Below are 22,864 nucleotides of genomic sequence, written 5' to 3'. Positions count from 1 at the left end.
GACCGAGTGACGTACGCAATCAAAGCGTCAGATACTGGCTCGATACGGTTTGAGTTTCGCGGGAACAATGAAAATTGCGGAGCTGAAATTCAGACGACCTCTCAGTTAGGGTACCTTCCTAAATTGGATCGCTTTCCAAGTGAGAGAGTTTTCAAGACAATGGATGGGGAGACCTTCACCCTTTCCTTCTTCCAAAACCGCATTGCCCGGATGAACGGTGTCGAGTGCGCATTTTCTTTCTCTGTTCAATAACAAGTCGTACGAACTTAGCAGCCCTCGTTGTTTAATCCCCCATTGTGTGGGCAGGAGATGTCAGGGCGGTGAGGCGGCCCGCCAGAAAAATCCGACGAACGGAGCCCTCTCTATTTTAGTCTATGGGCATCGAAGTTTAGGCACCCAATATTCAAGAGTCTAAGCAGCCATCCGCGTCATCGTTGCGATCACCTCGTTCTCGCGATACGGTTTCGAGAAGAACACCATGTCCGACGGCAAGCTGCCTGTGGTGGCTTCGTGTGGCCGGACGTGATGATCACACGGACTGGCGGCCAACGGTCCCGTATGAGGGCGGCGAGGCGCAGCCCGTCGATACCGCGCGGCATATCGATATCGGTGAAGACAATGCAGATAGCCACGCGGCTCTGCAGAATTTCCGCCATTCGCAAAAGCGGCTTGTCATCAACAACGAGAGCGGTAACAGGGGGCATAGGAACACTCCGTTCGCTCTAGGACATTTGCACCCGAGCGAGCGGTGCGTTGAATTCGGCTTCAACGCCTGATTGAGGAAAACTAACGTCGACGCCATCTGTACCAAGCAGCACCATACGGATTAGTTTCGGCCCGAAGCCTTTTCGTTCAGGAACAAAGGCAGGAGGCCCACCTGTCTCCTTGCAGTCAAGCATCAAGTCATCTTCACAGTCCACCTGCCGTACACGCGGGAAACCCGGCTTGCACAATCCGGCAGCAAGCAGCGCGGCGGCGCCATTCTCATGCGTTTGCCATCACATCCGGCGATCAGCGAGTATTTTTCAAAAGTAGCAGACAATCTCTTCTGTCGTCAGTCATGGTGTACCTATTTTGGAGCTCATCGATCGCTGATTGAAGGCAGATGAAGAGCGACTTCCTAACGCTTTTCACGATCCATGGGTTCTACATGTGCTTGCCAGTAGGCCTCGGCTTCGGACGGGTCGTCCTCCCAAGACCGGACGCTGACAATATTGTCGTCAACTTTCGCGAGGCGTCGACCGCCGAGCCGTAGATACTCCATCGCGGTCTTGTGCGAATGCGTCTCGGTGTCGTCGGCCTGAAGCTGTTGTTCTACCTCCTCCTGAGATTGCCCGAGAACCTGGAGGAGTGCGGTATGTTCCGGCTTGCCGACGTTTTGCTCGAGAAAAACAGCAAGAGACGTGCGGGTTTGATGCCCACCGGATGGCGCGTTGCCCGTGTGGACGACAATTGTCGCTCCATCGGTCGTATCTAATGACCACCGATCGCCGTTAGTGCTGGTCGAAAACAGTTTGGTTTCACTGAATTGGCTTTCGTTCAAGCTACACAAACTGTCATCTGAGCCAGCGCGCCAGTGCGGTTGTCCCAACAGGCGCCATTGACAGCGTTCGAGCGTGCTGAGATGAAGGTGTCTTACCTGACAAGCGACTCATGCCGCCTTTAAAGAGGAAGTGCGCGTCGGGCCTTCAGGGCCTTTTCGAACAATTCTCTAGCAAAATCAGGCGACGCACGACCATTCAGAGCGTCATTTATACTGTTTGCCGCAGCAGCAAATGCACGGTCACGGATCGTGCTCCAGCTCGAGCCCATCATATAGCGATGCGCCTCCATAGGTCCAAAGATAAGGCGACCATCTAGATCTACTGGCTTGTCCCAATACATAGTTCGCATCTTGCGCTCCTGAAAAACAAGCAGATAGCGCGCCGATCTGCAAAGGCGACAATTAAGGCAATTGTGGGCGCTGTGCCCGGCGGTACATCACATGCCGAATTCGGTGTTGGCGCAACCGATCCATGGCGACCGGACGTCTATTACCCACCTCGACAGTCGGCATCATTTTGGTGATTTTCGAGCATTGTCTGGATGACAGCAAAGAGCCAGAGGGGCTACGAGTCTTATTTGCAACAGTCTAGCAGCGAGTTTCATAGGGGGATGATTTAGCCAACTCGGCGCGCCCGAATAAGGTATCAGGATCCCGAGATGATTTGTACGGGAGCGATATAGAGTTGCGCTCCCGGATCTCTGGCAGCAGGACCTTTGATGGACGCGGACATGATAGCTGCCTGGGCGGTAGAAAACGGGTACCTTCAAATTGGAATGGGCAACTATCGTCGCAGTGACAATGAAGGCGTGATGACAATCGAGATAAAGAGAATGTCCTATCTACTCATCGATGAGAGGCAGGGATCACGACCCCGCCTCGTATCTCGGTTGTTCAAGGACATGATCTTGCCCAACGCAGGCTAAAGTGTCTACGCACTCCTACGTGACTTAAGCCGCCACTATATCAGCGAACGTAAAACACATTACGTGGTGAGCAGGGGCGAACCTCCGGCCATCGTGCCCCTCCAGGTAGACTGTAGCCTTTGCCTGATCCATGACGCTCAGTCGATTACGATAACTCAAGCTCCGGGTTTGTGGTTCGATTCCGGTCAAGAGCTTTAAGCTATCAGCGCTTGCAAGCTCCTCGCTGGATGTCTACTGAGGAATATTTGCGGAAGGATAAAGCGCCGCGCCAACCTTCTGAGCCGCAGCCGTCAGACGTTTATCTCTCGTCCACAAGCTCGATCGGCGATCGAGGAGGGTTGAAGTCAACAGGTGTGCATCGGTATAGCCGATCCCCATGCTGAATACCGAATAGCGGTCAATGACGGTCATTACCTCTGCATGGGTCGCGACCACTGCCTCACGCTGAGCTGCAAGAAACGCTAATACCGCCTCCCTATCTCGCAGACTGCCTAGGGCCAGTTCGCCGACAACGAAAGGGTGGCAAAGCAACCGATCATCTCCGATGATTTTGGTCAGCTCCGGGTCGCCGTGTCGAAAATGATCAATCCAGATCGAGCTATCGACAAGGATCACTTGCTCACTTCGCTCCGTCGGCGAGGTGCTACGTCGGCCTCGGGCATAGTGCCGCCAAGGGCGATCAGCCGTTTGCCGGATTCGACGCGTACCAAAGTCTCGAGTGCTTGACGCACCAGAGCCGCCGTCTCCTTTGTGCCTGTAAGGGACTTGGCCCGTTCCATGAGGTTGTCGTCAAGATTAATAGTAGATCGCATAGGCAGCTCCCAGATGTTGAAACGCTTATAGCACCAATTGGTGCAATAATCTACGCCTCTCAAGCCGACCATTGCCACCATGCAAATCGCGGGTCGCCGGTTCGATTCCCATCAGGACCGTAAAACCGGCCGATATTGGGAGAGGCTCGCCAGCGCACAGCACGCCTCCGGCAAAGACTACTGACCCGTAAGCCTGCTCGCGAATTGGCGGGCTTATTTCCTTCCCGTCGCGATAACTTCAACTGCAGGCGAAGTAGTTTGGTCGCCCACCAATCACCTCTTGACAAATCGCCAGACTGTCGTGCTAATACGTATTAGCGCTAATACGCATTAGCAGATATTTTGATGCTTGGGAGGGCATCGCGTGACTGGCCACAAGCGACTGACCCAAAACGATATCGCCAAGCTTGCCGGCGTCAGCCAGGCTACGGTTTCGCTTGTGCTCAATGGGGCGCCTACCGCGTTGGCGCGTATCCCTGCCGAGACCCGCGACCGGGTCCAAGCCGTCATCCGCACGACCGGTTATGTCGCCGACCCGATCGCGAGGCGGATGGCGAAGGGGCTGAACCGCATCCTCGGCGTCTTCACCTACGAGCCGGCTTTTCCGAGCGCGCAGGCCGACTTCTTCACACCCTTCCTGCTCGGCATCGAGGAGGAGGCGCAGCAGCAGAGCTACGATCTCCTGCTCCTGACGAGCGCCGGTGTCGGCAATAACCGCAAGATATTCTCCGAGAACAACCGGCTCCGCATCGCCGACGGCTGCCTCGTGCTCGGCCGCGAATTCGACCGCAAGGAACTCGCCCGGCTGGTGGCGGAGGATTACCCGTTCGTGGCGATCGGCCGTCGCGATGATGCCGGCGGGCCGGTTCCCTATGTCGGTGGCGACTATGCGGCCGGCACCCGGCAACTCGTCGAGAAGGCCGTTTCGCTCGGCCATTCGAAGCTAGCCTATGTCGGTCCGGAGGGGCCGGCGGAATCCATTGCCGATCGCTGGCGGGGTTTCGCTTCTGCGCTAGGTGAGGGGGCGGAGCTTGCCCTGCATGTTGATGCCGTCAACAGGCCGGCGGACGAGATTCTCGAAGGGATACTTTCAAGCGGTGCGACTGTCGCCTTCTTCATCGAGCTGGCTGATGCCGTTCGCGTCGAAGCACTCGCACGCGAACGCGGGCTCTCGGTACCACGGGACTTCTCGATGATCGTGCTTGGCAGCCATATCCGCGCGGGACGCAGCCCGGTGCGCTTCACGTCCTACGAAATTCCCCGCGAGGAGATGGGACGGCAGGCAACGGCGATGCTGGTCAACCGCATCGAGACCGGCAGTCTGGGCAGCCAGATTCTTCTCACATGTGAGCCCGTCGCGGGCGAAACACTGGGGCCATGCCCTTCGGATCCCGCGAAGAAACGCCAATCAACGAAATGGATGTGATGACGTGAAAGAGTTGCAAGCAGATATTCTCGTGGTAGGCGGCGGCCTGGGTGGCGTGGCAGCAGCATTGGGCGCAGCACGCGCCGGCAAGCGCGTCATCATGACGGAGGAATTCGACTGGATCGGCGGGCAGCTGACCAGTCAGGCTGTCCCCTCCGACGAGCATACCTGGGTCGAGCAGTTCGGCATCACGCGGTCCTATCGCAAACTGCGCAGCGGTGTTCGGCAGTATTATCGTGACCACTATCCGCTGACCGAAGGCGCTCGCGCCTGGGGTGACCTCAATCCCGGAGGCGGCTGGGTCAGCCGCATCTGCGCCGAACCGCGCGTCAGCCTGGCGGTGATGGAAAGCATGCTGATGCCCTATATCGGTGCCGGCCGGCTGACGGTGCTGAAACCCTACCGGCCGGTTGCCGCGGATGTCGAGGGCGATACGGTTCGCTCGATTACGGTCCGCCACCGCGATACGGATGCCGAGATCGTCATTTCCGCCGACTACGTTCTCGACGCGACCGAACTCGGCGATCTTCTGCCGATGACGGGTACGGAATACGCCAAAGGCTTCGAGCCGCAGTCCGACACAGGCGAACCGAGTGCGCCGGCAGAAGCCCAGCCCGACAATGTTCAGGCGGTCTCGATCTGCTTTGCGATCGATCATGTCGATGGCGACCAGACAATCGACAAGCCGGAAAACTATGACTACTGGCGCAAGTACCAGCCGCATTTCTGGGGTGGGCCGCTGCTCGGCCTGACGGCGCCGCATCCGCGCACGCTGGAGCATACGACACGCTCGTTCACGCCGAACCCGGATGATGATCCGCTTCTCGTCGATGCAGACCAGCGCAAGGGCGGCGGCGATGAAAACCTCTGGATCTTCCGCCGCATCGCCGCACGCCGGAACTTTGCGCCGGGTTTCTATCAGTCCGACATCTGCCTCGTGAACTGGCCGATGATCGACTACATGGACGGCACCATCATCGACGTCCCGGACGAGGAAAAGGCGCGGCATCTGAAATCGGCGGCTGACCTTTCCTATTCTGTCTTCTACTGGCTGCAGACGGAAGCACCGCGTCTTGATGGGGCGCAGGGTTACCGCGGCCTGCGTCTACGTGGTGATATCACAGGCACCGAACATGGCCTCGCCATGGCGCCCTATATCCGCGAAGGCCGGCGTATCAAGCCGGTGACGCGGATCGTCGAGCAGGACCTGTCCTTTACCGTCCGCGGGGAAAAGGGCGCGATGCGGTATCGCGACAGCATCGGCATCGGCATGTACCGCATCGACCTGCATCCCTCGACAGGCGGCGACAACTATGTCGACGTGCCATCCTGCCCGTTCGAGATCCCGCTCGGTGCGTTGCTGCCGCAACGGATGAAGAACCTTATTCCCGCCGGCAAGAATATAGGCACGACGCATATCACCAACGGTTGCTACCGCCTGCACCCGGTCGAATGGAATGTCGGCGAGGTGGCCGGCATGCTGGCGGCCTGGTGCCTGGAGAAGGGACTGACGCCGCATCAGGTGCAGGAAGCCGACAGTCATCTGGCGGAATTCCAGGCGGTACTGACCCGTGAAGGCATCGAGTTCCGCTGGCCGGAGATCGCCGCCTACTGATTTTTGATCGAACCCATCTTTGGAGGAGGACTGGGAATGCTTTATCAAAGGACTTTGAAATCGACCGCCTGCGCGCTGGCGATCCTCGGATCGCTTGCGCTGGGCGGAACTGCCCAGGCGCAGGATGCGGTCAATCTTCGGATGACCATCTGGAGCGCCAATGAAGCACATTTGAAGCTGTTCAACGAGATCGCCGCGGGCTTCAAGCAGAATCATCCGAATGTCAGCGTCACCTACGAGTCGCTGCCGTTTGAGACTTATACGACAGCGCTGACCACCCAGATTGCCGGTGGCAACGCTCCCGACATGGCCTGGATCTTCGAGACCTCTGCCTATGACTTCGTCAAGTCCGGTGCGCTTTATCCGCTGACCGACACGCTGAAGGCGGCAGAAGGCTATAATCTCGAAGAAGTCGGTACCGGGGCCACCGAACGCTGGACTGAAGACGGCAAGCTCTACGCCTATCCGTTTTCGACTTCGCCGTTCGCCGTTTTCGTCAACAACGACCTGATCAAGGCTGCGGGCGCCAAGACACCGGCCGAGATGATCGCTGCAGGCGAATGGACCTGGGACAACGCGATCGAAACGGCCGCCGCCGTTGCCAAATCCGGCAAGGGCGGGCTGGTTGTGCGCGACTTCAACTATCAGGCATGGCAATACCTTACCTCTGTATGGAACGGCTGGGGCGCATCGCCTTGGAGCGAAGATGGCAAGACCTGCACCATGGCCGACAAGCCGATGGCGGATGCGCTGACCTTCATCCACGACGCCGTGTTCGCCAAGAAGGCGATCCCCGGCCCGGGCGAGACAGTCGATTTTTTCGCCGGCAATGCGGCGATGACGATCACCCAGATCAGTCGCGCCTCGCTATTGCCTAAAGAAAAGCCGTTCAGCTGGGATCTCGTGCCGCTGCCGAAGGGCTCGGCAGGTGAATATGCGCTGATCGGCCAGGCGGGTGTCGGCGTCATGCAATCAGGCAAGAATGCTGAAACGGCTGCCGAATTCGTCGCATACATGACCAATCCGGAAAACTCAGCCAAGCTCAGCCAGTTCTTCCCCTCTGCGCGAAAGTCACTTCTGAATGCCGATATCCTGAAAAAGACCAATCCGTTGCTCAGTCAGGAACAGATCGAAAAGGTCGTAATTTCAGGGATTGCTACCGGCAAGGTTATGCCCGGTCATACCGGTTTTGCACAGATCCAGCAGATGGTTCGCTCCAATCTCGACGCCGTATGGCGGCCGGAGGCGGACGTGCCGGCTACTCTCCAGAAAATCTGCGGCCAGATCGGCCCGTTGCTGAAGCGCTGAAGGAGGTTGGTAATGGCTGTCGCGCAGGAAAACGCTCGTCCGGAAGGCCGTTCCTCATCGCCGTTCTGGACGATCGCCCGGCGCGACAGCCTCGCCGGCTTCCTCTTCATCGCGCCGCAACTGATCGGGATCATCGTCTTCGTACTGATCCCGCTCGGGCTGGTCTTCTGGTATTCGCTGCACGAGTGGAACGTGCTCGCGAACACCTTCACCTATACCGGTGCGCAGAATTACCGGATGCTGATGGAGGACGAGGGCCTTCTCGAAGTGCTGGGCGCGACGGCAATCTTTTCCGCCGGGCTGGTGATCTTCAACCTGGCGCTGGCCTTGCTGCTGGCCGTGCTGCTGAACCAGAAGCTCGCCGGCATCGCAGTCTTCCGCACCCTGTTCTTTTCGCCAGTCGTGGTTTCGCTGGTTGCCTGGACGATCGTCTGGGGTTTTCTCCTACAGAAAAACGGCGGCATCAATGGCATGCTCCTGACGTTCGGCATCGAAGGGCCGAACTGGCTCAGGGAAGAGACCACCGCGATGATCTCGGTCATCGTCGTGCAGGTGTTCAAGAATGTCGGTTTGAACATGATCCTGTTCCTGGCCGCCTTGCAGGGCGTGCCGAAGGAACTCTACGAAGCGGCGCGGATCGATGGCGCGCCGACCTTCAAGCAGTTCCGCCGCATCACCCTGCCGCTGATCAGCCCGACCATTCTGCTGACCTCGATCATCACCATCGTCGGGTCGCTGCAGGTCTTTGCCCAGATCGCGGTGCTGACCCAGGGCGGGCCGGGCCTCTCGACCACCGTGCTGGTCTACTATCTCTACCAGCAGGCATTCCAGTTTCACTTCTTCGGTTACGGCTCGACGCTGTCCATCCTGCTGTTTGCCATCGTCGCCATCCTGACATTCGCCCAGTGGCAGATGCGCAAGAGGATCGTCTTTTATGAGAGCTGATATTTCCCCGCGCGCAAAAGTGGCGCTCTACGGAGTGATGTGCGTATTGCTCATCCCCTTCGTTTTCCCGACATGGTGGATGGTGACGTCGTCGATAAAGCCGATCAGCGATATCTTCGCCTTCCCGCCGCAACTCGTGCCGCAAAGCTACGACTGGACGACTTATTCGAAGGTCTTCGAATTGCAGCCCTTTGTCCGGCAGTACTGGAATTCCGCCTATATCGCGGCGGTGGTGACCGTTGGCACGATGATCATCTCGTCTATGGCGGGTTATGCCTTTGCCCGGATCAGGTTTCCTTACGCGAATGCGATCTTCATGATCGTGCTGCTCGGCCTGCTGATCCCGTCCGAAGTGACGATCGTGCCGCTATTCCAGATGTTTCTGAAGGCCGGCATGGTCAACACTCACTGGCCGCTGATCCTGGTGCCGATCTTCGGCGCGCCCAGCGTATTCGCCACCTTCGTCATGCGACAGTTCTTCGTGACGCTTCCGGCCGAACTGGAAGAGGCGGCTCGCGTCGATGGTCTCGGACGGTTCAAGATCTTTACCAGGATCGCCCTGCCGTTGGCAAAACCTGCACTGGCATCGGTGGCCATTTTCACCTTCCTGCATTCCTGGAATCTGTTCCTCGAGCCTATCGTATTTCTTTCCAGCGCCGAGATGTTCACGCTGCCGCAGGCGCTTACCCAATATACCGACGCCTATGGCGGGCCAATGTGGAACATCCAGCTCGCAGCCGCCACCCTGACGGCGCTGCCCGTCCTCATCGTCTTCATCATTGCCCAGAAGCAATTCGTCGAAGGCCTCGCCCATACAGGCCTCAAGGGCTGAACAACCGGATCACATCATGGCAGACGTCACCCTTTCCGATATCCGCAAGAGCTATGGCGCAGTAATGACCGTTCACGGCGTCGATCTCGACATCAAAGACGGCGAGTTCGTCGTGCTGGTCGGGCCGTCAGGCTGCGGTAAATCCACACTTCTGAGAATGATCGCCGGTCTGGAAACGATCACCGGCGGTACCCTGAATATCGGCGGCAGTGTGGTCAATGACCTCGACCCGAAGGACCGCGACATCGCCATGGTGTTCCAGTCCTATGCGCTTTACCCGCATATGACGGTTGCGACCAATATGGGCTTTTCGCTGGAGCACCGCGGTGCCAGCAAAGCCGTAATCGCCGAGCGGGTAAATTGGGCGGCAGGCATATTGGGCCTTACCAGTCTTCTTGATCGTTATCCGCGACAGCTCTCCGGCGGCCAGCGGCAGCGCGTCGCCATGGGCCGCGCGATCGTTCGCAATCCGCAGGTCTTCCTGTTCGACGAGCCGCTGTCGAACCTCGACGCGAAGCTGCGTGTCGTGATGCGCGGCGAGATCAAGGCGTTGCATCAGAAGCTGAAGACGACCACTATCTACGTCACCCACGACCAGGTGGAGGCGATGACCATGGCCGACAGGATCGTCGTGCTGAACGGCGGCAGGGTAGAGCAGATCGGTGCGCCGCTCGATCTCTACGACCGCCCGGCCAACCAGTTCGTTGCGGGTTTCATCGGATCGCCGTCGATGAATTTTCTCGAGGGCAAGATAACGGAGGCGGGCTTCCAAACATCGGGCGGGGTTTTGCCCCTGCCTAAGTTGATAAACAGCGAAATGGGGCAGACTGCCGTCTACGGCATTCGTCCCGAACACTTTCGATTGTCTGACCATCCCAGCCACGCAAGTGTTCCTGCCGAAATCGTTCTCATCGAGCCCATGGGACCCGAGACGCAAGTGACAATGAAGTTTGGGGAAACTCAGGTAACCGGCGTCTTCCGTGAGCGGATCAATGGTGCGCCTGGCGAAGTGATACACGTCTCGCCTGAGGTCGGCTCCATTCACCTGTTCTCTGAGGACGGTGATACCCGCCTCAACTAACTACGCGCTCATACCGCGATTTGAACTATGAGTGCGAAGCGAACTTGCAGCCGCGTCATAGAGCAATCGGCCGTTTTCGTGGAATGAGCGGTTTCTCAATCGCTTACGGATAAATAGGTACGGGTCGAAGGTTCAGATCTGCTGAAGAGCTCAAACTAACAGTTCGCGCTCGGAGCGTGACTTGAAGAATGATATCATTTTCATTATGTTGATAGCGCAGCGAGACGATAGATAAGGATAGTGTTCATGGCAGCGGTCACCATTCGAAACATCTCCGATGAAACGCATCGAGCGTTACGCGCACGAGCAGCTCACCATGGCCGTAGCACCGAAGCCGAAATTCGTGACATCCTTGAAGCTGCGGTTCGTCCATCTGGACGCGTGAAACTAGGATCGTTGCTTGCGGCAATCGGCCGTGATGCCGAATTGTCAAACAGTGACGTCGAAGCGCTGCACCGACAGCGCGACAGGACCCCGGCAGAACCGATGACTTTTGAATGATCTTACTAGACACTAATGTTATATCTGAGCCTTGGAAGCCGGCTCCTGATAATGCTGTCCTGACTTGGCTGGACGCACAAGCCATCGAGACGCTGTTCATATCCGCGATTTCAATTGCCGAACTTCGTTTCGGGATCGCCTCAACGCCCTTAGGGAAGCGTCAGACAATTCTCCACGATCGGCTTGAAGAAGAAGTTCTTCCGCTCTTTGACGCCCGAATTCTGCCCTTTGATGTAGGTACCTCGAAGTTCTACGCGGAGCTGATGGCCGGCGGCCGAACATCCGGAAAGGCGATCGGGAAGGCTGATGGATACATTGCTGCTACGGCAGCAGCAAACCATCTCGCAGTCGCAACGCGAGATGTAAGCCCGTTTGAGGCAGCAGGATTGAGAGTTATCAATCCTTGGGTCGCCTAGGCCTTCAGAAATGCGGGGCGCTGGTTCGAGTCTCATCAGGAGCTAGACCGCTTGAAATCGTAAGCAGCTGTGACCGAAACGGGGACGTAACGGTTGTTTCCCACGCCCCACGCGATAGAGTCTGGAAGGCTTAAGCTAACGTCTCAAGGTCTGCTCGGATTGTTAATGTCAACGATCGTTTTACTCGTTCACGCGAGCTGATTTCTAAACGCCTTGCCATCAGCCAACGCGTTGATGTTGGATGCAAAATTCTCGATCCGCCTAGCGAAATTTTCGTTCGCCTGGCCGGAATGGTGCGGCGTCATGATGACATTTGGTAGGGCCGCGAAGTCATATTGGGTCGGCGACCACAGGACGCCTTTCCCGCCGGGGCACTGATACCAGACGGATGGCCGCGCCGGCGATTGTTCTTTCTCTTAGAGCTTTGAACAACGCGCCTTCGTCGATGATGGGGCCACGTCCCACATTGATCAAGAAACTATCCGGGCCCAGGTCAAGCAATTCGGCCTCTCCGATACTGCCTCTCGTCTCTTCCGAACGAGGAGAGGTGACGACAGCGAAAGCGGATTTTTTCATCACCCAGGATATCTCGGACGGAGACCTGACCTTTTCGACGTTGGGCGAGGCCTTGCAAGCAATTCTGGACCGCATGGGCTCGGCCATCTCGCAGATCGCTTTCCGTCCCAACTTTCCGGCGGCCAGCAACAGCGTGTGGCGATCTGCCGGGCGCTGGTCTATGAGCCGCGCGTTCTGCTTCTGGTGCTACACCGAGCCACCGGATGATTGCATCCAGGCCTGGCCGCACCTGCTTTTTCAGTTTTGTGGCGTCAAATCGGCTTCAATCCCGCAGGCCTGACTAATCGCCGTCCAGTCGATATGGCCATTCAGGAGCGGGGGCGATTTCCGGTAGATAGTCAAGCTGAGCAGGAAGGGCCGGATGTTCTCCAGCACCCGCCTGGATACAATCGGCGCGATACGTAGCTCGCAGAACTTTGATATCTTTCGCTGAAAATGGCGTGATGAAATGTCGTTGGTCATAATCATTCCGTTTCTCTCGGCGGCAATGCCGAGGGCGAGCGGAATTAGGGGGCGAGCGTTAAGAACGGATGTATCGGGCGTGGCAATTCAAACACTGCCTGACCATCGCAAACATGTGCTAGGCATATAACTCTAGCTCAGCGCTCGGCAGTTCGATGTAATCGCGTTAATTAAGCGCGCTTATTTAAGTCCACTGCTTATTTAAATTAAGCGCGTCTTGCTTAAATAGGAAGTCGGGCCGGTAATCGGTTATGTCTGATCCCCAGTCCAAACATCGTCTGGGTCGTTTCGTTGAGACGATCGCCGCCAATGAAATAGCCTGGCTAGATTTTTTCCTTGCCGGCGTCGCCGACACTGCCAATCAGGCGTTTGAGGCTGCGAGCCAGATCGTTGATCTTTTCAAGGAAGACCGGGAGCGGATCACGATAGGGAGTGACAGAGCGGGATCGGCTCTACGTATTCACGAGCTTTTCCAGCAGAATCCTTTTCAGCGGCGAACCAGATTGTGCAGATCACGGGTCTGTCCGCACCAACGGTCAACGCGGCACTCACCGATCTAGAGCGATTGGGCATCGTCGATGAGGTGACCGGCCGCAAGCGTGGACGCGTGTTCAGCTATCGACGATACCTTGCAATTCTAAGCGAAGGTACCGATCCCCTGCCTCTCAGTTCGTGACAAATAACTGGGCCAAAGGCTCGTCTCCAATCAAAAGCTTTACAATGGACTTCATCAGGCCCACAGAAAGCTGCCGAAATAGCGAAGCCCCGAGTTTTAGCCCGGGGCGTCAGAGTCCTCCGGCCGACCTATTTTAGACGGGAAGAGAGTTTTTCGACCGCCTTATTGGCACAGGTCTCGTCCAGATGGCCGCCGGGCGCACCGGCCACACCAATTGCGCCGACTGTCGCGCGACCAGCCTTGACGGGTACGCCGCCAGCAAGAACAAGGAAACCCGGAATGTCCACAAGGCCTGCCGCACCTGCGTTCTTGGCGACGTTTTCTGCCATCGCGCTTGTCGGCGTGCGTGAAGACGCTGACGTAAAGGCTTTTGCGGTTGAAGCATTTGCTGTATGCGCGCCAGCATTGTCGGAGCGGACGAGCGCGAGCAGCCCGCCGAAGCGATCGGTGACAGCGGCGGCGACATTGTAGCCATCTGCGGAGCACGCGGCCACTGCTGCCTGTGCAAGTTCGACAGCCAGCGGCGTGCCGAGGCTGGTCTGCTGGACGACATCCTGCGCGAGAGCCGAAGTGGTGAGAGACGTAGCAAGTGCAAGCGAAAGCAGGGCGGTTTTCATGGTGTCAGCCTTTCGGTTGGTGAGTGGACTGCAGCCAACCTAGCCGGACAAAAGACACCACGAAATTCGCATCGCCACCGAAGAGTATCGGTAAGATTACTGATGCCCGGCAAGCCAGATGCGCGTCTGTTCGGCGACAGCGGAGGTCCCGAATTTCATGGCAATGTTGGCGCGGTGGCTATCGATCGTACGCACGGAGACTTCGAGTGCGGCGGCGATGTCCTTGCTTGAAAAACCCTTTGATGCCAGCTCGATCACCTCTCGCTCGCGGGCCGTCAAAAGGTCGATCAAATGACTGTTTTCTTGGAACGCCAGAAATTCGCCGAGCATTGCCTCGCAGGACGTGATCGCTTCCATCAAGACATGTTCGTCGACAGGTTTTGTCAGGAAATCCGAAACGCCAGCTTTGAACGCACGACGGCAGGCTTCAATGTCGCCATGCCCTGTGATCATGATTTTGGGCCATCCGATGCGCAGATCCGTCAGTTTGTTCATCAGCTGAAGACCGCTCGTCGCCGGCATCCTCAGATCCAGGATGAGAATGCCGGGTTGCGCCTTTTCGATATTCGCCAGCAGGTGGGCCGCGTCCGGATATGACGTGACCTCCCTGCCATAGGTCGCAAGCAGAAGCGTCAGGGCCTCACGCACGGAAGGATCGTCGTCTACCAGATGGATCATCGTAACACACAGGTTGGGAGATGGATGGTGAAACGGGCACCACCATCATTACATGCTTCGATCGATCCGTTCATCTTTTCCAAGAGACGGGCAGAGAGCGGCAGCCCGAGGCCCATGCCGTCCGTCTTGGTCGTGAAGAACGGATCGAATATGCGGCCGAGCGACGAGGGTTCGATGCCGGGGCCATTGTCTGCAACGATGATCAGCACCTCATCTCCTAGGCGCCGGACATCGACCGTTATCCTCGGGTTCTGTCGGCCTGCAACGGCATCGGCAGCGTTGCGAACCAGATTGTGAAGAACCTGCTGAAACGAGATCACATCGATGCAGCCGGTTCCGACTTCGTCGGACTGCGTCACCACGAGGGTGATGCCGCGCTGTGCCAAATCGGCTTTGACGAGCCGCAGCGCGTCGGTGACTGCCTCGGTCAGGGGAATTTCTTCGATCCGGGCCGGCGCCCCGGAAACATAGGCGCGCATGCGGGCAAGGATTTCCCCGGCACGCCTTGCGTCGCGAATGTTCGCATCGACCGCAGTTACCAGGATGTCGGGGCGATCGATTGTCAAAGCGCGTTTTGCCGCCTGGCTCTGGCTGAGCATGGCCGCAATCGGCTGAGCCAGTTCATGGGCGATGCCTGACGCCATTTCCCCCATTGCGTTTACGCGACCGGCCTGGGCGAGTTTCGCCTCCTGTTCAAACAACGTGGCACGCCGCTCCTGCGACTGGCGCTCCCGGCTGGCATGGCGATACCGCATGATCAGCCATGTGATCGCTGCCAATGCTGCCAGCAAGGGCAAGGCCAGGTGCGGGGGAGCGAGTTCATTCGGCCTAAAACCGCGGCTCACCGTCAGATGAAGGGGCTGGCTGTGATTGCTGGTGTCCAGCGCATTGGACGCTGTCAACAATGCATGGGTGCCGCGGGATGTTTCTAAGAGCACTGCGCCGTCCAGTGAAAGCGTGGACGAATAGTCCGCACCGCCATCGCCCATATCCAGCAAGGCGTCCGTGTCGATACGCAGGCGCAGGATCCGCTTGGGCGCAACCAGTTTGAAGATCTCGTAAGCGTGCGGTGTCGTAGCAGGGCGGGCTGACGTATCACCGATTTTATCAAGGCCGGTCAGATCCAGGTTCGGCTGTAGGTCCGCGATTTCAGGATTTTGAGCTCTTCCGTAAGATACTGCCCTTACGGTTCCATTGCCGATTGTGATGGTCGTTATATTGGTGATGCGGGGATAGCGGGCAATGATATTCTCGGCCAGGCCCTGGATGCTCGTTGATGGCTCGTCAGGTGACATGCGAACGACTGCGCCGAGCCCGGACAGGTGGGCGTCGTGCTGCGCCAGCCTTTCGGCAAGAAGCATTTCCATGCTCCTTGCCCGCTCCGAGAGAGCAGAAAGACCGGACACGTATTGATAGGCAACCAATAGGCCGATGGTGGCAAGGCTCATCAATAGCCACACTGCCAAGGCACGAAGAGGAAATACGCCCGCTTGTTTCAGCTGTCTCAAGACCATGGATGTTATGGTTCGTTCTCCTGCCGATGACCGAAAGCCAAGCAATAGCCTTTTCGCGCGCAACGACAATCCGTAAACCTACCGTCCTCGACTTAATGACAGCAGCCAGCAACGCGAGTCGGCGAGGACCGGAGGCCTTGGACGTCGAAGCGAGAGGCGAGTGCTGTTTGCCTCCCCCTCGCATCCACGTCTGCAATTCTGGAGGCTCTCACCACCGGTCAGCGTTTAGACGGCGTCTCTTCTACAGGTCGCGGGCTCCAATCCCTTCAAGGCGAAAGACCCATCAAAGAGTCGCAAGTGCCCGATTACTTAGCTTGCCGCCATAGTTCTCGCGCATGTTGATCTTCTGCTCCAGTGAGACAATGACGTCCACGGACAGATCGACACCGTGAAGCGCTGCGATGTCGGGCAGGCCGCCCGGAGTAAATACGTTGATCTCAAGGATCTTGTCGCCAACGATGTCGAGGCCAACTAGGAACATCCCGTCTTCGACCAGTTTAGGTCGAACCATTTCAGCAACCGCAAGGATTTCTGGTGTTATCTCGGCTGTCGCTGCGGTGCCCGCTGCATGCATGTTTGAACGTACCTCACCGTCGGCAGGGACACGACGGAGGGCAGCGTAAGTACCGTCTCGTTGCAGAGGGCGACCATTCATCAGGAACAGGCGGATGTCACCGGCTGTCGCGTCCGGAAGATAGCCCTGCGCAATCAAGTAACCTTCGCCGCTGACCGCCTCGAAAATCTGGTTGAGATTTGACTCCTTGCTAGAGGCGATCTTGAACACGTTCTTCCCGCCGGAGCCCTGCAGAGGTTTTAGGATAATACCCTGCTCCTGCTCGTCGATGAAGGAACGGATCTCTTCAATACTCTTGGAGATCAGAGTGGTCGGGCGAACTGCGTCGGGAAATCCCTGAAAATATAGCTTGTTCTGGGCCCGTGCCAAGCCGTCTGGGTCATTCACGGTAAGCACGCCGTGCTCGGCTGCCAAACGACCGAAGATAATTCCGGCATGGGCTGCCCAGGGCCGCTCATCCGCGTCCTGCGAGGGATCGTTGCGGAGAAAGAGGACATCGATGTCCTTGATCGGGATCGTCTGGATCTCGGCCTGCTCACCCCGCAGAGCAGCGACAAACGAATCAGGCTTTTTGATCTTTCCACTTTTGAAAGTCGTCGCGCGCACCAATAAGCTGTCGTCAGGGCGCAGTACAAAATCGCCGGGTGTAACATAACAGACATCATGTCCGCGAGCGATTGCGGCTAGCGCCAAAGCGGTGGTTGTGTAGATGGCCGTCTCTTCGGCGATCGAATTTACGAAAAATGCAATTCGCATCACGTCTCCTGTCGCTGGATCATGTCGAGCGGTCGCATGCCGTCTCTGGCGCGGGCCAATCGGGTGCGACCTTCATCGGTCTCAAGGAAAAGCGGACGTACGGCAGGAAGGTGCAGCAGGCCTCGCTCCGCCAGTTCCTGCATCACCCCAAAATGCGAGGCAGCAATCTTGCCCATCCAGAAAGGTTCGAGCGCGCCGCCCCCACGCAAATGATCGAGCAGGGCTAGAAGTCCGCGCAGATAGATTGCATCTTTTGCCAAACCGCCGCCGCGATAAAGTCGCAGAACGACATTGAATGCAGCAGAGGTCGAGAAATTATGTTCCTCGATTAGGAGAGAATTGGTTTCCCGGAAAGTCGCACCATCAAGCATGGACGCGCAGCCAACAACCCGTCCCGCGATCAACCGCAGCCGCGCCGGCGTCATGCCGCCTGACAGGTATTCGGAAAACACCGCCAAGCCTTCCTGCATGCCCTCATATCCGGCCAAACCGGAGCGGAACAGCCGCAGCCCTTGCGCCGATCCATTGAAATAGGTGAGCAAATGAACACCGATCTCATGCGACAATAAAGGTTCTACCCGGCGCGCGTCCATCACCGTGCTGCGGGCGATTAGCAGCCGATGACCGGAAACCATCAGGCCGGACGGCAAGTCGTCGCGGATCTCGACGGAAACTTCGAAATCGTTCAACTGTCGATGATAGGCGGCAATCATCGAACGGGCACGATGTTCTATCTGATAGCAATCGGCGATTTTTCCTCGCGATCCTGCGTCATCATCTCCACTCGGTTCACCCTCGTTGAGGTGTGTAAGGATTGTTTTGGCCTCACTCAACAGATGCGGTTCGACCGGGCCGTAAAGTGCGCGTCCGAATTCTATGAACTGTGATTTCTGACGGGACGAAATCAGCGAAAGCTGAAGATCGAGCTCCTGCTGTTTTTCACGATAAAGCTGATGCAGGACCGGATCTTCAAGGTGATCAAATGAAATCGAAAAAAGCTTCTGTTTTGCCGCCTCGACCTGCAAGGTGAGGGGACGATACAGAAGAACAGGCTCCTGCTCCCCGTCCTTAAATGCCTCGAATGCCGCTCCCGCATTGATTGGGGTGACCGCGAGAAGGAAATCGAAGGTCGATGCCACGTCATCAATACTGCGATCGAGCCGCGTCACCGCATCCACGAACGCTCTGCGACCGAGCGCTCTATGTGTTTTGAGTTTGAGGATTTTCGCCGTCTCGACACGGTGTGTGACAGCCCGCAGACCTGCATCAAACAGCATCGACACCAGTTGATCACGCAGTTCCGGATAGATTTGCTCGCTTTCGGGCTGCCGGTAGACTGGGGCAAACCGGACAGCGAGCGTCGAGGCTTCCAGATCGCGCGACGCTTTGTCGACGTGTGTGGGCGGAGTTGAAACACGCTCTACGCGCGGCGTGCGGAACCTGGCCTCGCTGTCTTTGATAGCTGCAGAAAAGGTTTCGGCTGCCTCCATCATGTCAGCGCTTGCCCATATCGCAATCTCGAACGGTGGTAGGTAAGGCGCGTCTTCCGTCAGGAAACGATCCTGCTTCAGTTCGCCAATATCGAATAGAATGAACACGCCGAATTGTTTGCGGAGGGATACCTCAATTGCCTCGACAACTATCAGCGCGATAGCTGCATTGGGAGCGACGAGATAGGATGCATTTGCCTGCGCGACGTCACGTGCAACCGGCTCTGCGCCGTCTTCGGCTATGTGGATACAGAGAAAGGGAAGAGGACGGTCAATATGCAGGCGTCCGCCGCCGGGCAGGTCGCGTCGGATCGATTTGCCATCGGCAAGGCAGGACACGATTTCTTCGAGCCAGTTATCCTCACTGTTGGGGTTGCGCGACGAAGCAGTTGTCATGGCTGGCCTTCGAGTGTCTTCTCAATCAAGAGGACCGCGGCCGCAATCATGTGCCGGAGTTCGCCTAGAGCCTCCAGGTCCGGTTCCCCTGTCCACTCGTCCATAAAGATTTTCTTGAATTCAACGGCAATCGCGCATCCTGTTGTCGGGAAGTGCTCATGGATGAACCGCGTCTGCTCACCCTTGCCTTGAAAGGCGACGTTTTCCCGAACATCTAATGGGCGCCCCTTGATTTTAAACGACTGGAAATGGGCGGTGAGGGCATCAACGACTGGCGCCCAGCGGACTCGATCCATAGAGGAGGTCCCGATATTGATATCAGGTGCTCGCTCTTGTGATGTAGGCGAGGCAGTCGGACCGCCGCGACGATGATTGTAGCTGTGTATGTCGAGCACAACGAACCGGCCATATTGCCGTTCTATGCCTTGGAGAAAAGCCAGTAGCATCTGATAGTAGCTGTCGTGGATCTGGAGAGAGGCGTCCATTTGCTGCTGGGAGGGCGCACCTTCCCACACATTCAGTCCCCAAGCCTGCTGCGGCGTCAAGTAGATCGCCCCATTGCGGTTGCGGTTGATGTCCACCTCGAACCGCGATCGATGGAAGACAACACGGTTGGGCACATCACGGATGGTAAACTCGGTATAGGGATCTTCTTCGCGCAGTCGCTCTTCATGACCGAGAGCATAAAGCGCTTCCAAGTCCGGGCGAGCGAAATGCCCTTCATGAATTGCCGTTGCGATAACAGGCGACAGGCCGCGCTCCGCGGTCCAGAGCGCCGTGACGGGAACCGCGGGTGAAATCAGGGTTCTTGGCGCATCAGTGACTGTGCCCTCCTGGTCTGATAAGAAGCGACGATAAACACTTCCGCCCGCCCGTTGTGTTTCGGTCATAAATCGGCCTCCGTCTGGACCGGAAACGCGCGGGCTCCCTATTTGTTACGAGTTCTACTCAGTTTTTTTCTGATGGCCGAGAAATCCATTGTTGTGGAACTTCGTGGGAGGGAGAAAGCAGCATCGGCCATCCTCCGCCAGCCATGGCGTTCCTCACATGGCGTTCCTCCTGTCGATACCCATATCTATCGCCATATTTGCGTTTGTCACGCGGCCGCAGACGTGCGCAGACTTGTGTTCGATGCCGACGCGGCGGCAGATAGCTTTGATCCGATCATTGACGTTGTTCATGATGACAAAGCGCGGTCACTGGCATAGCAAACGCTTAACGCGTAATAACCACCGGCTAAGAAGCCGTTGCTTGGCGAGGGGCGCCTTTTCTGTGTGACATCTCGTGGCGGTCCAGCCGGTTGGGTTTCAATCCAGCATCTTTGCCTCTATCGCAGCTCGAATGAACGCCTCGCGAGATGCATCAAATTTGTGCCTTTGGCTGAGGGCCTCAATACAGCGGGACTTGGCCGATGAGTAATGCATGCCCTTCTCGCTTGGCCAACGATAGATTAGCTTTTCAAGCGCATCGCTAGGGCTTCTCACGGCCTCGGCGGCGCCACTCCCGACACGGATCCAGACGGGAGCGAGCCATCGCGCATCGGTTCGAGTGTCGAAATTCTCATACTTCATTTCATGCGCACTCTCGTTTAAGCGCGGCAAGAACTCTGAAGATATGATTCTGTTCCCGGCCGGCAGGTTGCTAATTTTCCTGTCGATTGTTGGCGAGAGACGGCGGTGTCCGTTCAGGCGGGATGAGTGATAGGCGCGACACGCAGGCAACGTGTCGCCTCCCGCGTTTAGATGCTAGTTGTTTGGCACCCAGATCGGGCTGTCGCGGCCAGTTCTCCCATCCCGGTCAGACCTCACATCGCGACGATCCGACCGGTCGGCAGTACCGTGCCGATCTTCGCGTCGGCGTTCGTTTCTTGCCCATTCGCGACTGCCTCGGTGGTCATCCCGTCGCGCCTCTTGGTTCCAGTCACGCCGGTCATTATGTCGGCGGTTCCAATCCCTACGTGGCCGGTCAGCGCGATAGACGTAAGATGGTCCGTCGTAGCGGTTGTAGCCCCTGTCGTAGGTTGAATAGCCGCTCTCGCTGACGCATCCGGCCAGCGTGAGACAGGCCATGGCTGCTGCGGCGAGCGTCGATGACTTCTTCAACATTTAGGTAAGCCTCCATTCAATCGGCACAGAAACGGGCACGGTCGCGGAACGTTCCTTGCGGGGAATGGTGGTCCAGTGTGGTGAAGGAACATCTGAGGATCTGTCGCATTCCGATTGCGTAAGGAGATCCCAATGAAACTCGCTAAGCCAGCGCCGCGATACACACTGGAAGAGCTGCAGGAAACTTATGAGCTAAGCATACCGCAGGCAGCCCAAATAATTGATAAATTCGACGGCGAGAAACGCCGCATCGACAGGTTCATGCGCCGTTGCGTTCGAAGGCGGGCATAGCGGAACATTCGTGACACTTGTCGGTTTATTCTCCAAGCGTAGAACAAAGGGAGGAAAGACATGGACTGGAATCGTGTTGAAGGTAACTGGAAACAGATGAAGGGTAAGATCAAGGAACAATGGGGCAAGCTCACTGACGACGATCTTGACGTCATCGCCGGCAAGCGCGACCAGCTGGAAGGCAAGATCCAGGAGCGTTACGGATACGAAAAGGACCGCACGAAGAAGGACGTTGACGACTGGTATGGCCGCCAGTCCTGGTAATCGCGAAACCCCGCTTCGGCGGGGTTTTTATTTTGTTGTAATATTCGTTTTCTGAGGGAACAAAAGCAGGGGCGGGTCGTTTCTGACCGCCACGAAAAACTCGTGGGATCAATTGCATACGAGGATATACTAATGAAAACGATTATCGCCGCCGCCCTTGCTCTTGGCACGATGAGCACCGCTGTTCTTGCTCAGCAGCCAGCTGCTCCCGCAGCAACCGCGCCCGCAGCAACGGCTGCTTCCGGCGCCGACGCGACGATCGTCGGTCCAGGCATCACCATGGGCACGGCAGCAACGGCGCCGCTCAAGACGGTTGAGATCAAGGGCAACGACCTTGTTACCTCCAAGCTCGTCGGCCTGAACATCTACAACAAGGAGAATGAAGAAGTTGGCGAGATTTCCGACGTCGTTATCGGTGATGGAAAGTCTGTCATCGGCGTCATTGCGAGCGTCGGTGGCTTCCTTGGCATGGGCGCAAGTTACGTCGTGATCGATCCGGCCTCAATAGCGCTTGCTGACGACAACGGCACCTGGAAGGCTTACGTCGACACCAACAAGGATGACCTTTCGAAGGCTCCGAAGTTCGATTACGACAAGATGAAGAAGTAATTATCGGGCTCTCCCCGGCGACCACGGATGTCATGGCGCCGGGCTCCGTTCGAGACGAAGGTCGGTGCGTAAACTCGTGCCGGCCTTTTTGTTTTGCCGGGGAACGAAACGCGCCGTTGCTGATTATGGCGGTCACTGATGGGAGTTTGCGTGATGATGATAATCGACGACTGGATTGAAGATCGCCTTGAAGAGCGTCGGTTCGCCGCTTTGCCAGCTGGGGAGGAGCACGATTTCGCGATACTTGCGGGTGTGCTTAGGGCGGAAGCCGACGCGGCGGGATACAGCGTAGAAAGCCTGGTTGAGGCATGTGATGGTGACATTGTCGCTTATATCATGTCGCGGCAGTTGACATCTGTGGCTGCTGAGGGGGCTGGTGCGGAATTGACGCTGTAGCCATGGTCTTCTCGTTTGCGTCACTATCTTTGCAGTGTAGCAACTGAAGAGGGGA

At 57.2% G+C, this 22,864-nt stretch carries 26 protein-coding genes and 3 pseudogenes; 16 read left to right on the top strand and 13 right to left on the bottom strand.

What is annotated here, in order from left to right; genetic code table 11:
• Together HNQ72_RS30430 and HNQ72_RS31145 are read left to right on the top strand one after the other, a co-directional pair.
• Nucleotides 1-252 (top strand): annotated as a pseudogene (locus HNQ72_RS30430) (hypothetical protein); the annotation flags it as partial.
• Nucleotides 253-512: 260 nt separating this feature from the next.
• Nucleotides 513-776, top strand: a complete 264-nt coding sequence (locus HNQ72_RS31145; RefSeq protein WP_308422357.1) for a hypothetical protein — start codon at nt 513-515, stop codon at nt 774-776.
• 344 nt (nt 777-1,120) lie between these two features.
• Here the strand turns inward: HNQ72_RS31145 and HNQ72_RS23045 are convergent, their stop codons facing one another.
• Nucleotides 1,121-1,543, bottom strand: a complete 423-nt coding sequence (locus HNQ72_RS23045; RefSeq protein ID WP_183995702.1) for a hypothetical protein — start codon at nt 1,541-1,543, stop codon at nt 1,121-1,123.
• A gap of 119 nt (nt 1,544-1,662) precedes the next feature.
• Complete coding sequence (locus tag HNQ72_RS31370) at nt 1,663-1,833, bottom strand: DUF982 domain-containing protein (RefSeq protein WP_425503158.1); 171 nt, start codon at nt 1,831-1,833, stop codon at nt 1,663-1,665.
• Between the two features lie 429 nt (nt 1,834-2,262).
• Here HNQ72_RS31370 and HNQ72_RS30715 point away from each other — a divergent pair, with 429 nt between their 5' ends.
• Nucleotides 2,263-2,469: a hypothetical protein gene (locus tag HNQ72_RS30715; protein ID WP_244654459.1), complete on the top strand. Its 207-nt coding sequence runs from the start codon at nt 2,263-2,265 to the stop codon at nt 2,467-2,469.
• Between the two features lie 231 nt (nt 2,470-2,700).
• Here HNQ72_RS30715 and HNQ72_RS23035 read toward each other — a convergent pair whose 3' ends face one another.
• Together HNQ72_RS23035 and HNQ72_RS23030 are read right to left on the bottom strand one after the other, a co-directional pair.
• Nucleotides 2,701-3,084, bottom strand: coding sequence for a type II toxin-antitoxin system VapC family toxin (locus tag HNQ72_RS23035; RefSeq protein WP_183995638.1), 384 nt, complete (start codon nt 3,082-3,084; stop codon nt 2,701-2,703).
• Nucleotides 3,081-3,281, bottom strand: coding sequence for a type II toxin-antitoxin system VapB family antitoxin (locus HNQ72_RS23030; protein WP_183995636.1), 201 nt, complete (start codon nt 3,279-3,281; stop codon nt 3,081-3,083). The genes HNQ72_RS23035 and HNQ72_RS23030 overlap by 4 nt, the downstream gene beginning before the upstream one ends.
• A 364-nt stretch (nt 3,282-3,645) precedes the next feature.
• Between HNQ72_RS23030 and HNQ72_RS23025 the strand changes: the two genes are divergently transcribed.
• The 8 genes from HNQ72_RS23025 (at nt 3,646) to HNQ72_RS22990 (ending at nt 11,405) form a co-directional block, all read left to right on the top strand.
• Complete coding sequence (locus HNQ72_RS23025) at nt 3,646-4,707, top strand: LacI family DNA-binding transcriptional regulator (RefSeq protein ID WP_183995634.1); 1,062 nt, start codon at nt 3,646-3,648, stop codon at nt 4,705-4,707.
• Nucleotides 4,708-4,711: 4 nt separating this feature from the next.
• Nucleotides 4,712-6,322: an FAD-dependent oxidoreductase gene (locus HNQ72_RS23020; RefSeq protein ID WP_210334168.1), complete on the top strand. Its 1,611-nt coding sequence runs from the start codon at nt 4,712-4,714 to the stop codon at nt 6,320-6,322.
• Nucleotides 6,323-6,358: 36 nt separating this feature from the next.
• Nucleotides 6,359-7,630: an ABC transporter substrate-binding protein gene (locus HNQ72_RS23015; protein WP_183995632.1), complete on the top strand. Its 1,272-nt coding sequence runs from the start codon at nt 6,359-6,361 to the stop codon at nt 7,628-7,630.
• A gap of 12 nt (nt 7,631-7,642) precedes the next feature.
• Entirely contained in the window at nt 7,643-8,575 is a 933-nt protein-coding gene (locus tag HNQ72_RS23010; protein WP_183995630.1) for a carbohydrate ABC transporter permease, read from the top strand.
• Nucleotides 8,565-9,407 (top strand): carbohydrate ABC transporter permease, encoded by an 843-nt coding sequence (locus HNQ72_RS23005; protein WP_148174173.1) that lies wholly within the window; start codon nt 8,565-8,567, stop codon nt 9,405-9,407. The genes HNQ72_RS23010 and HNQ72_RS23005 overlap by 11 nt, the downstream gene beginning before the upstream one ends.
• A gap of 16 nt (nt 9,408-9,423) precedes the next feature.
• Nucleotides 9,424-10,488, top strand: coding sequence for an ABC transporter ATP-binding protein (locus HNQ72_RS23000; protein ID WP_183995628.1), 1,065 nt, complete (start codon nt 9,424-9,426; stop codon nt 10,486-10,488).
• Between the two features lie 246 nt (nt 10,489-10,734).
• On the top strand, nt 10,735-10,989 hold the full coding sequence (locus tag HNQ72_RS22995) for a FitA-like ribbon-helix-helix domain-containing protein (protein ID WP_183995626.1): 255 nt from the start codon (nt 10,735-10,737) through the stop codon (nt 10,987-10,989).
• The gene (locus HNQ72_RS22990) at nt 10,986-11,405 is read left to right on the top strand and encodes a type II toxin-antitoxin system VapC family toxin (protein ID WP_183995624.1); all 420 of its coding nucleotides are present in this window, start codon (nt 10,986-10,988) and stop codon (nt 11,403-11,405) included. The genes HNQ72_RS22995 and HNQ72_RS22990 overlap by 4 nt, the downstream gene beginning before the upstream one ends.
• Before the next feature lie 330 nt (nt 11,406-11,735).
• Here the strand turns inward: HNQ72_RS22990 and HNQ72_RS31365 are convergent, their stop codons facing one another.
• Entirely contained in the window at nt 11,736-12,092 is a 357-nt protein-coding gene (locus HNQ72_RS31365; RefSeq protein WP_373289475.1) for an NAD(P)-dependent oxidoreductase, read from the bottom strand.
• On the opposite strand from HNQ72_RS31365, the pseudogene HNQ72_RS22980 reads away from it, so the two are divergent.
• Nucleotides 12,057-12,164: pseudogene (locus tag HNQ72_RS22980) on the top strand (ATP-binding cassette domain-containing protein); the annotation flags it as partial. The gene HNQ72_RS31365 and the pseudogene HNQ72_RS22980 sit on opposite strands and share 36 nt — an antisense overlap.
• 54 nt (nt 12,165-12,218) lie before the next feature.
• Here the strand turns inward: HNQ72_RS22980 and HNQ72_RS31140 are convergent.
• A complete protein-coding gene (locus tag HNQ72_RS31140) occupies nt 12,219-12,443 on the bottom strand; it encodes a hypothetical protein (RefSeq protein WP_188868346.1) in 225 nt (74 codons plus the stop codon).
• Between the two features lie 317 nt (nt 12,444-12,760).
• Between HNQ72_RS31140 and HNQ72_RS31135 the strand changes: the two are divergent.
• Nucleotides 12,761-13,119, top strand: a pseudogene (locus tag HNQ72_RS31135) (winged helix-turn-helix transcriptional regulator); the annotation flags it as partial.
• Nucleotides 13,120-13,247: 128 nt separating this feature from the next.
• Here HNQ72_RS31135 and HNQ72_RS22965 read toward each other — a convergent pair.
• From HNQ72_RS22965 to HNQ72_RS31360, 7 genes are all read right to left on the bottom strand, one after another.
• Nucleotides 13,248-13,736: a GlcG/HbpS family heme-binding protein gene (locus HNQ72_RS22965; RefSeq protein WP_183995620.1), complete on the bottom strand. Its 489-nt coding sequence runs from the start codon at nt 13,734-13,736 to the stop codon at nt 13,248-13,250.
• A 96-nt stretch (nt 13,737-13,832) separates the two neighbouring features.
• Nucleotides 13,833-14,414 carry a response regulator transcription factor gene (locus HNQ72_RS22960; RefSeq protein WP_183995618.1) on the bottom strand — a complete coding sequence of 194 codons (582 nt, stop codon included), beginning with the start codon at nt 14,412-14,414 and terminating at the stop codon, nt 13,833-13,835.
• Complete coding sequence (locus HNQ72_RS22955) at nt 14,411-15,862, bottom strand: sensor histidine kinase (RefSeq protein WP_183995616.1); 1,452 nt, start codon at nt 15,860-15,862, stop codon at nt 14,411-14,413. Before HNQ72_RS22955 ends, HNQ72_RS22960 begins: the two co-directional genes overlap by 4 nt.
• Before the next feature lie 349 nt (nt 15,863-16,211).
• Nucleotides 16,212-17,258 carry a glutathione synthase gene (locus HNQ72_RS22950; protein WP_183995614.1) on the bottom strand — a complete coding sequence of 349 codons (1,047 nt, stop codon included), beginning with the start codon at nt 17,256-17,258 and terminating at the stop codon, nt 16,212-16,214.
• Nucleotides 17,258-19,144 (bottom strand): flavohemoglobin expression-modulating QEGLA motif protein, encoded by a 1,887-nt coding sequence (locus tag HNQ72_RS22945; RefSeq protein ID WP_183995612.1) that lies wholly within the window; start codon nt 19,142-19,144, stop codon nt 17,258-17,260. The genes HNQ72_RS22950 and HNQ72_RS22945 overlap by 1 nt, the downstream gene beginning before the upstream one ends.
• The gene (locus HNQ72_RS22940; protein WP_183995610.1) at nt 19,141-20,034 is read right to left on the bottom strand and encodes an N-formylglutamate amidohydrolase; all 894 of its coding nucleotides are present in this window, start codon (nt 20,032-20,034) and stop codon (nt 19,141-19,143) included. Before HNQ72_RS22940 ends, HNQ72_RS22945 begins: the two co-directional genes overlap by 4 nt.
• Before the next feature lie 417 nt (nt 20,035-20,451).
• On the bottom strand, nt 20,452-20,715 hold the full coding sequence (locus HNQ72_RS31360; protein ID WP_183995608.1) for a DUF982 domain-containing protein: 264 nt from the start codon (nt 20,713-20,715) through the stop codon (nt 20,452-20,454).
• Between the two features lie 885 nt (nt 20,716-21,600).
• On the opposite strand from HNQ72_RS31360, the gene HNQ72_RS22930 reads away from it, so the two are divergent.
• From HNQ72_RS22930 to HNQ72_RS22920, 3 genes are all read left to right on the top strand, one after another.
• On the top strand, nt 21,601-21,804 hold the full coding sequence (locus HNQ72_RS22930; RefSeq protein ID WP_183995606.1) for a CsbD family protein: 204 nt from the start codon (nt 21,601-21,603) through the stop codon (nt 21,802-21,804).
• 132 nt (nt 21,805-21,936) lie between these two features.
• Complete coding sequence (locus HNQ72_RS22925) at nt 21,937-22,413, top strand: PRC-barrel domain-containing protein (RefSeq protein WP_183995604.1); 477 nt, start codon at nt 21,937-21,939, stop codon at nt 22,411-22,413.
• A 153-nt stretch (nt 22,414-22,566) separates the two neighbouring features.
• The gene (locus tag HNQ72_RS22920) at nt 22,567-22,809 is read left to right on the top strand and encodes a hypothetical protein (RefSeq protein WP_183995603.1); all 243 of its coding nucleotides are present in this window, start codon (nt 22,567-22,569) and stop codon (nt 22,807-22,809) included.
• The last annotated feature ends 55 nt before the right edge of the window (nt 22,810-22,864 follow it).

The sequence above is a fragment of the Aliirhizobium wenxiniae genome (genome assembly GCF_014201355.1).
Classification (GTDB): Bacteria; Pseudomonadota; Alphaproteobacteria; order Rhizobiales; family Rhizobiaceae; genus Neorhizobium; species Neorhizobium wenxiniae.
This window is presented reverse-complemented; position numbering and strand designations above follow the sequence as displayed.

Excerpts from the sequence above, each read along its gene's own strand:
- HNQ72_RS22945 (WP_183995612.1), bottom strand. The coding sequence starts at position 19,144 with ATGACAACTGCTTCGTCGCGCAACCCCAACAGTGAGGATAACTGGCTC.
- HNQ72_RS30715 (WP_244654459.1), top strand. The coding sequence starts at position 2,263 with ATGGACGCGGACATGATAGCTGCCTGGGCGGTAGAAAACGGGTACCTT.
- HNQ72_RS22990 (WP_183995624.1), top strand. The coding sequence starts at position 10,986 with ATGATCTTACTAGACACTAATGTTATATCTGAGCCTTGGAAGCCGGCT.
- HNQ72_RS31370 (WP_425503158.1), bottom strand. The coding sequence starts at position 1,833 with ATGGAGGCGCATCGCTATATGATGGGCTCGAGCTGGAGCACGATCCGT.
- HNQ72_RS23010 (WP_183995630.1), top strand. The coding sequence starts at position 7,643 with ATGGCTGTCGCGCAGGAAAACGCTCGTCCGGAAGGCCGTTCCTCATCG.
- HNQ72_RS22940 (WP_183995610.1), bottom strand. The coding sequence starts at position 20,034 with ATGACCGAAACACAACGGGCGGGCGGAAGTGTTTATCGTCGCTTCTTA.
- HNQ72_RS23015 (WP_183995632.1), top strand. The coding sequence starts at position 6,359 with ATGCTTTATCAAAGGACTTTGAAATCGACCGCCTGCGCGCTGGCGATC.
- HNQ72_RS23000 (WP_183995628.1), top strand. The coding sequence starts at position 9,424 with ATGGCAGACGTCACCCTTTCCGATATCCGCAAGAGCTATGGCGCAGTA.
- HNQ72_RS22920 (WP_183995603.1), top strand. The coding sequence starts at position 22,567 with ATGATGATAATCGACGACTGGATTGAAGATCGCCTTGAAGAGCGTCGG.
- HNQ72_RS23005 (WP_148174173.1), top strand. The coding sequence starts at position 8,565 with ATGAGAGCTGATATTTCCCCGCGCGCAAAAGTGGCGCTCTACGGAGTG.
- HNQ72_RS22965 (WP_183995620.1), bottom strand. The coding sequence starts at position 13,736 with ATGAAAACCGCCCTGCTTTCGCTTGCACTTGCTACGTCTCTCACCACT.
- HNQ72_RS22925 (WP_183995604.1), top strand. The coding sequence starts at position 21,937 with ATGAAAACGATTATCGCCGCCGCCCTTGCTCTTGGCACGATGAGCACC.
- HNQ72_RS22930 (WP_183995606.1), top strand. The coding sequence starts at position 21,601 with ATGGACTGGAATCGTGTTGAAGGTAACTGGAAACAGATGAAGGGTAAG.
- HNQ72_RS22950 (WP_183995614.1), bottom strand. The coding sequence starts at position 17,258 with ATGCGAATTGCATTTTTCGTAAATTCGATCGCCGAAGAGACGGCCATC.
- HNQ72_RS31360 (WP_183995608.1), bottom strand. The coding sequence starts at position 20,715 with ATGAAGTATGAGAATTTCGACACTCGAACCGATGCGCGATGGCTCGCT.
- HNQ72_RS23030 (WP_183995636.1), bottom strand. The coding sequence starts at position 3,281 with ATGCGATCTACTATTAATCTTGACGACAACCTCATGGAACGGGCCAAG.
- HNQ72_RS31140 (WP_188868346.1), bottom strand. The coding sequence starts at position 12,443 with ATGACCAACGACATTTCATCACGCCATTTTCAGCGAAAGATATCAAAG.
- HNQ72_RS22960 (WP_183995618.1), bottom strand. The coding sequence starts at position 14,414 with ATGATCCATCTGGTAGACGACGATCCTTCCGTGCGTGAGGCCCTGACG.
- HNQ72_RS22955 (WP_183995616.1), bottom strand. The coding sequence starts at position 15,862 with ATGAGCCTTGCCACCATCGGCCTATTGGTTGCCTATCAATACGTGTCC.
- HNQ72_RS22995 (WP_183995626.1), top strand. The coding sequence starts at position 10,735 with ATGGCAGCGGTCACCATTCGAAACATCTCCGATGAAACGCATCGAGCG.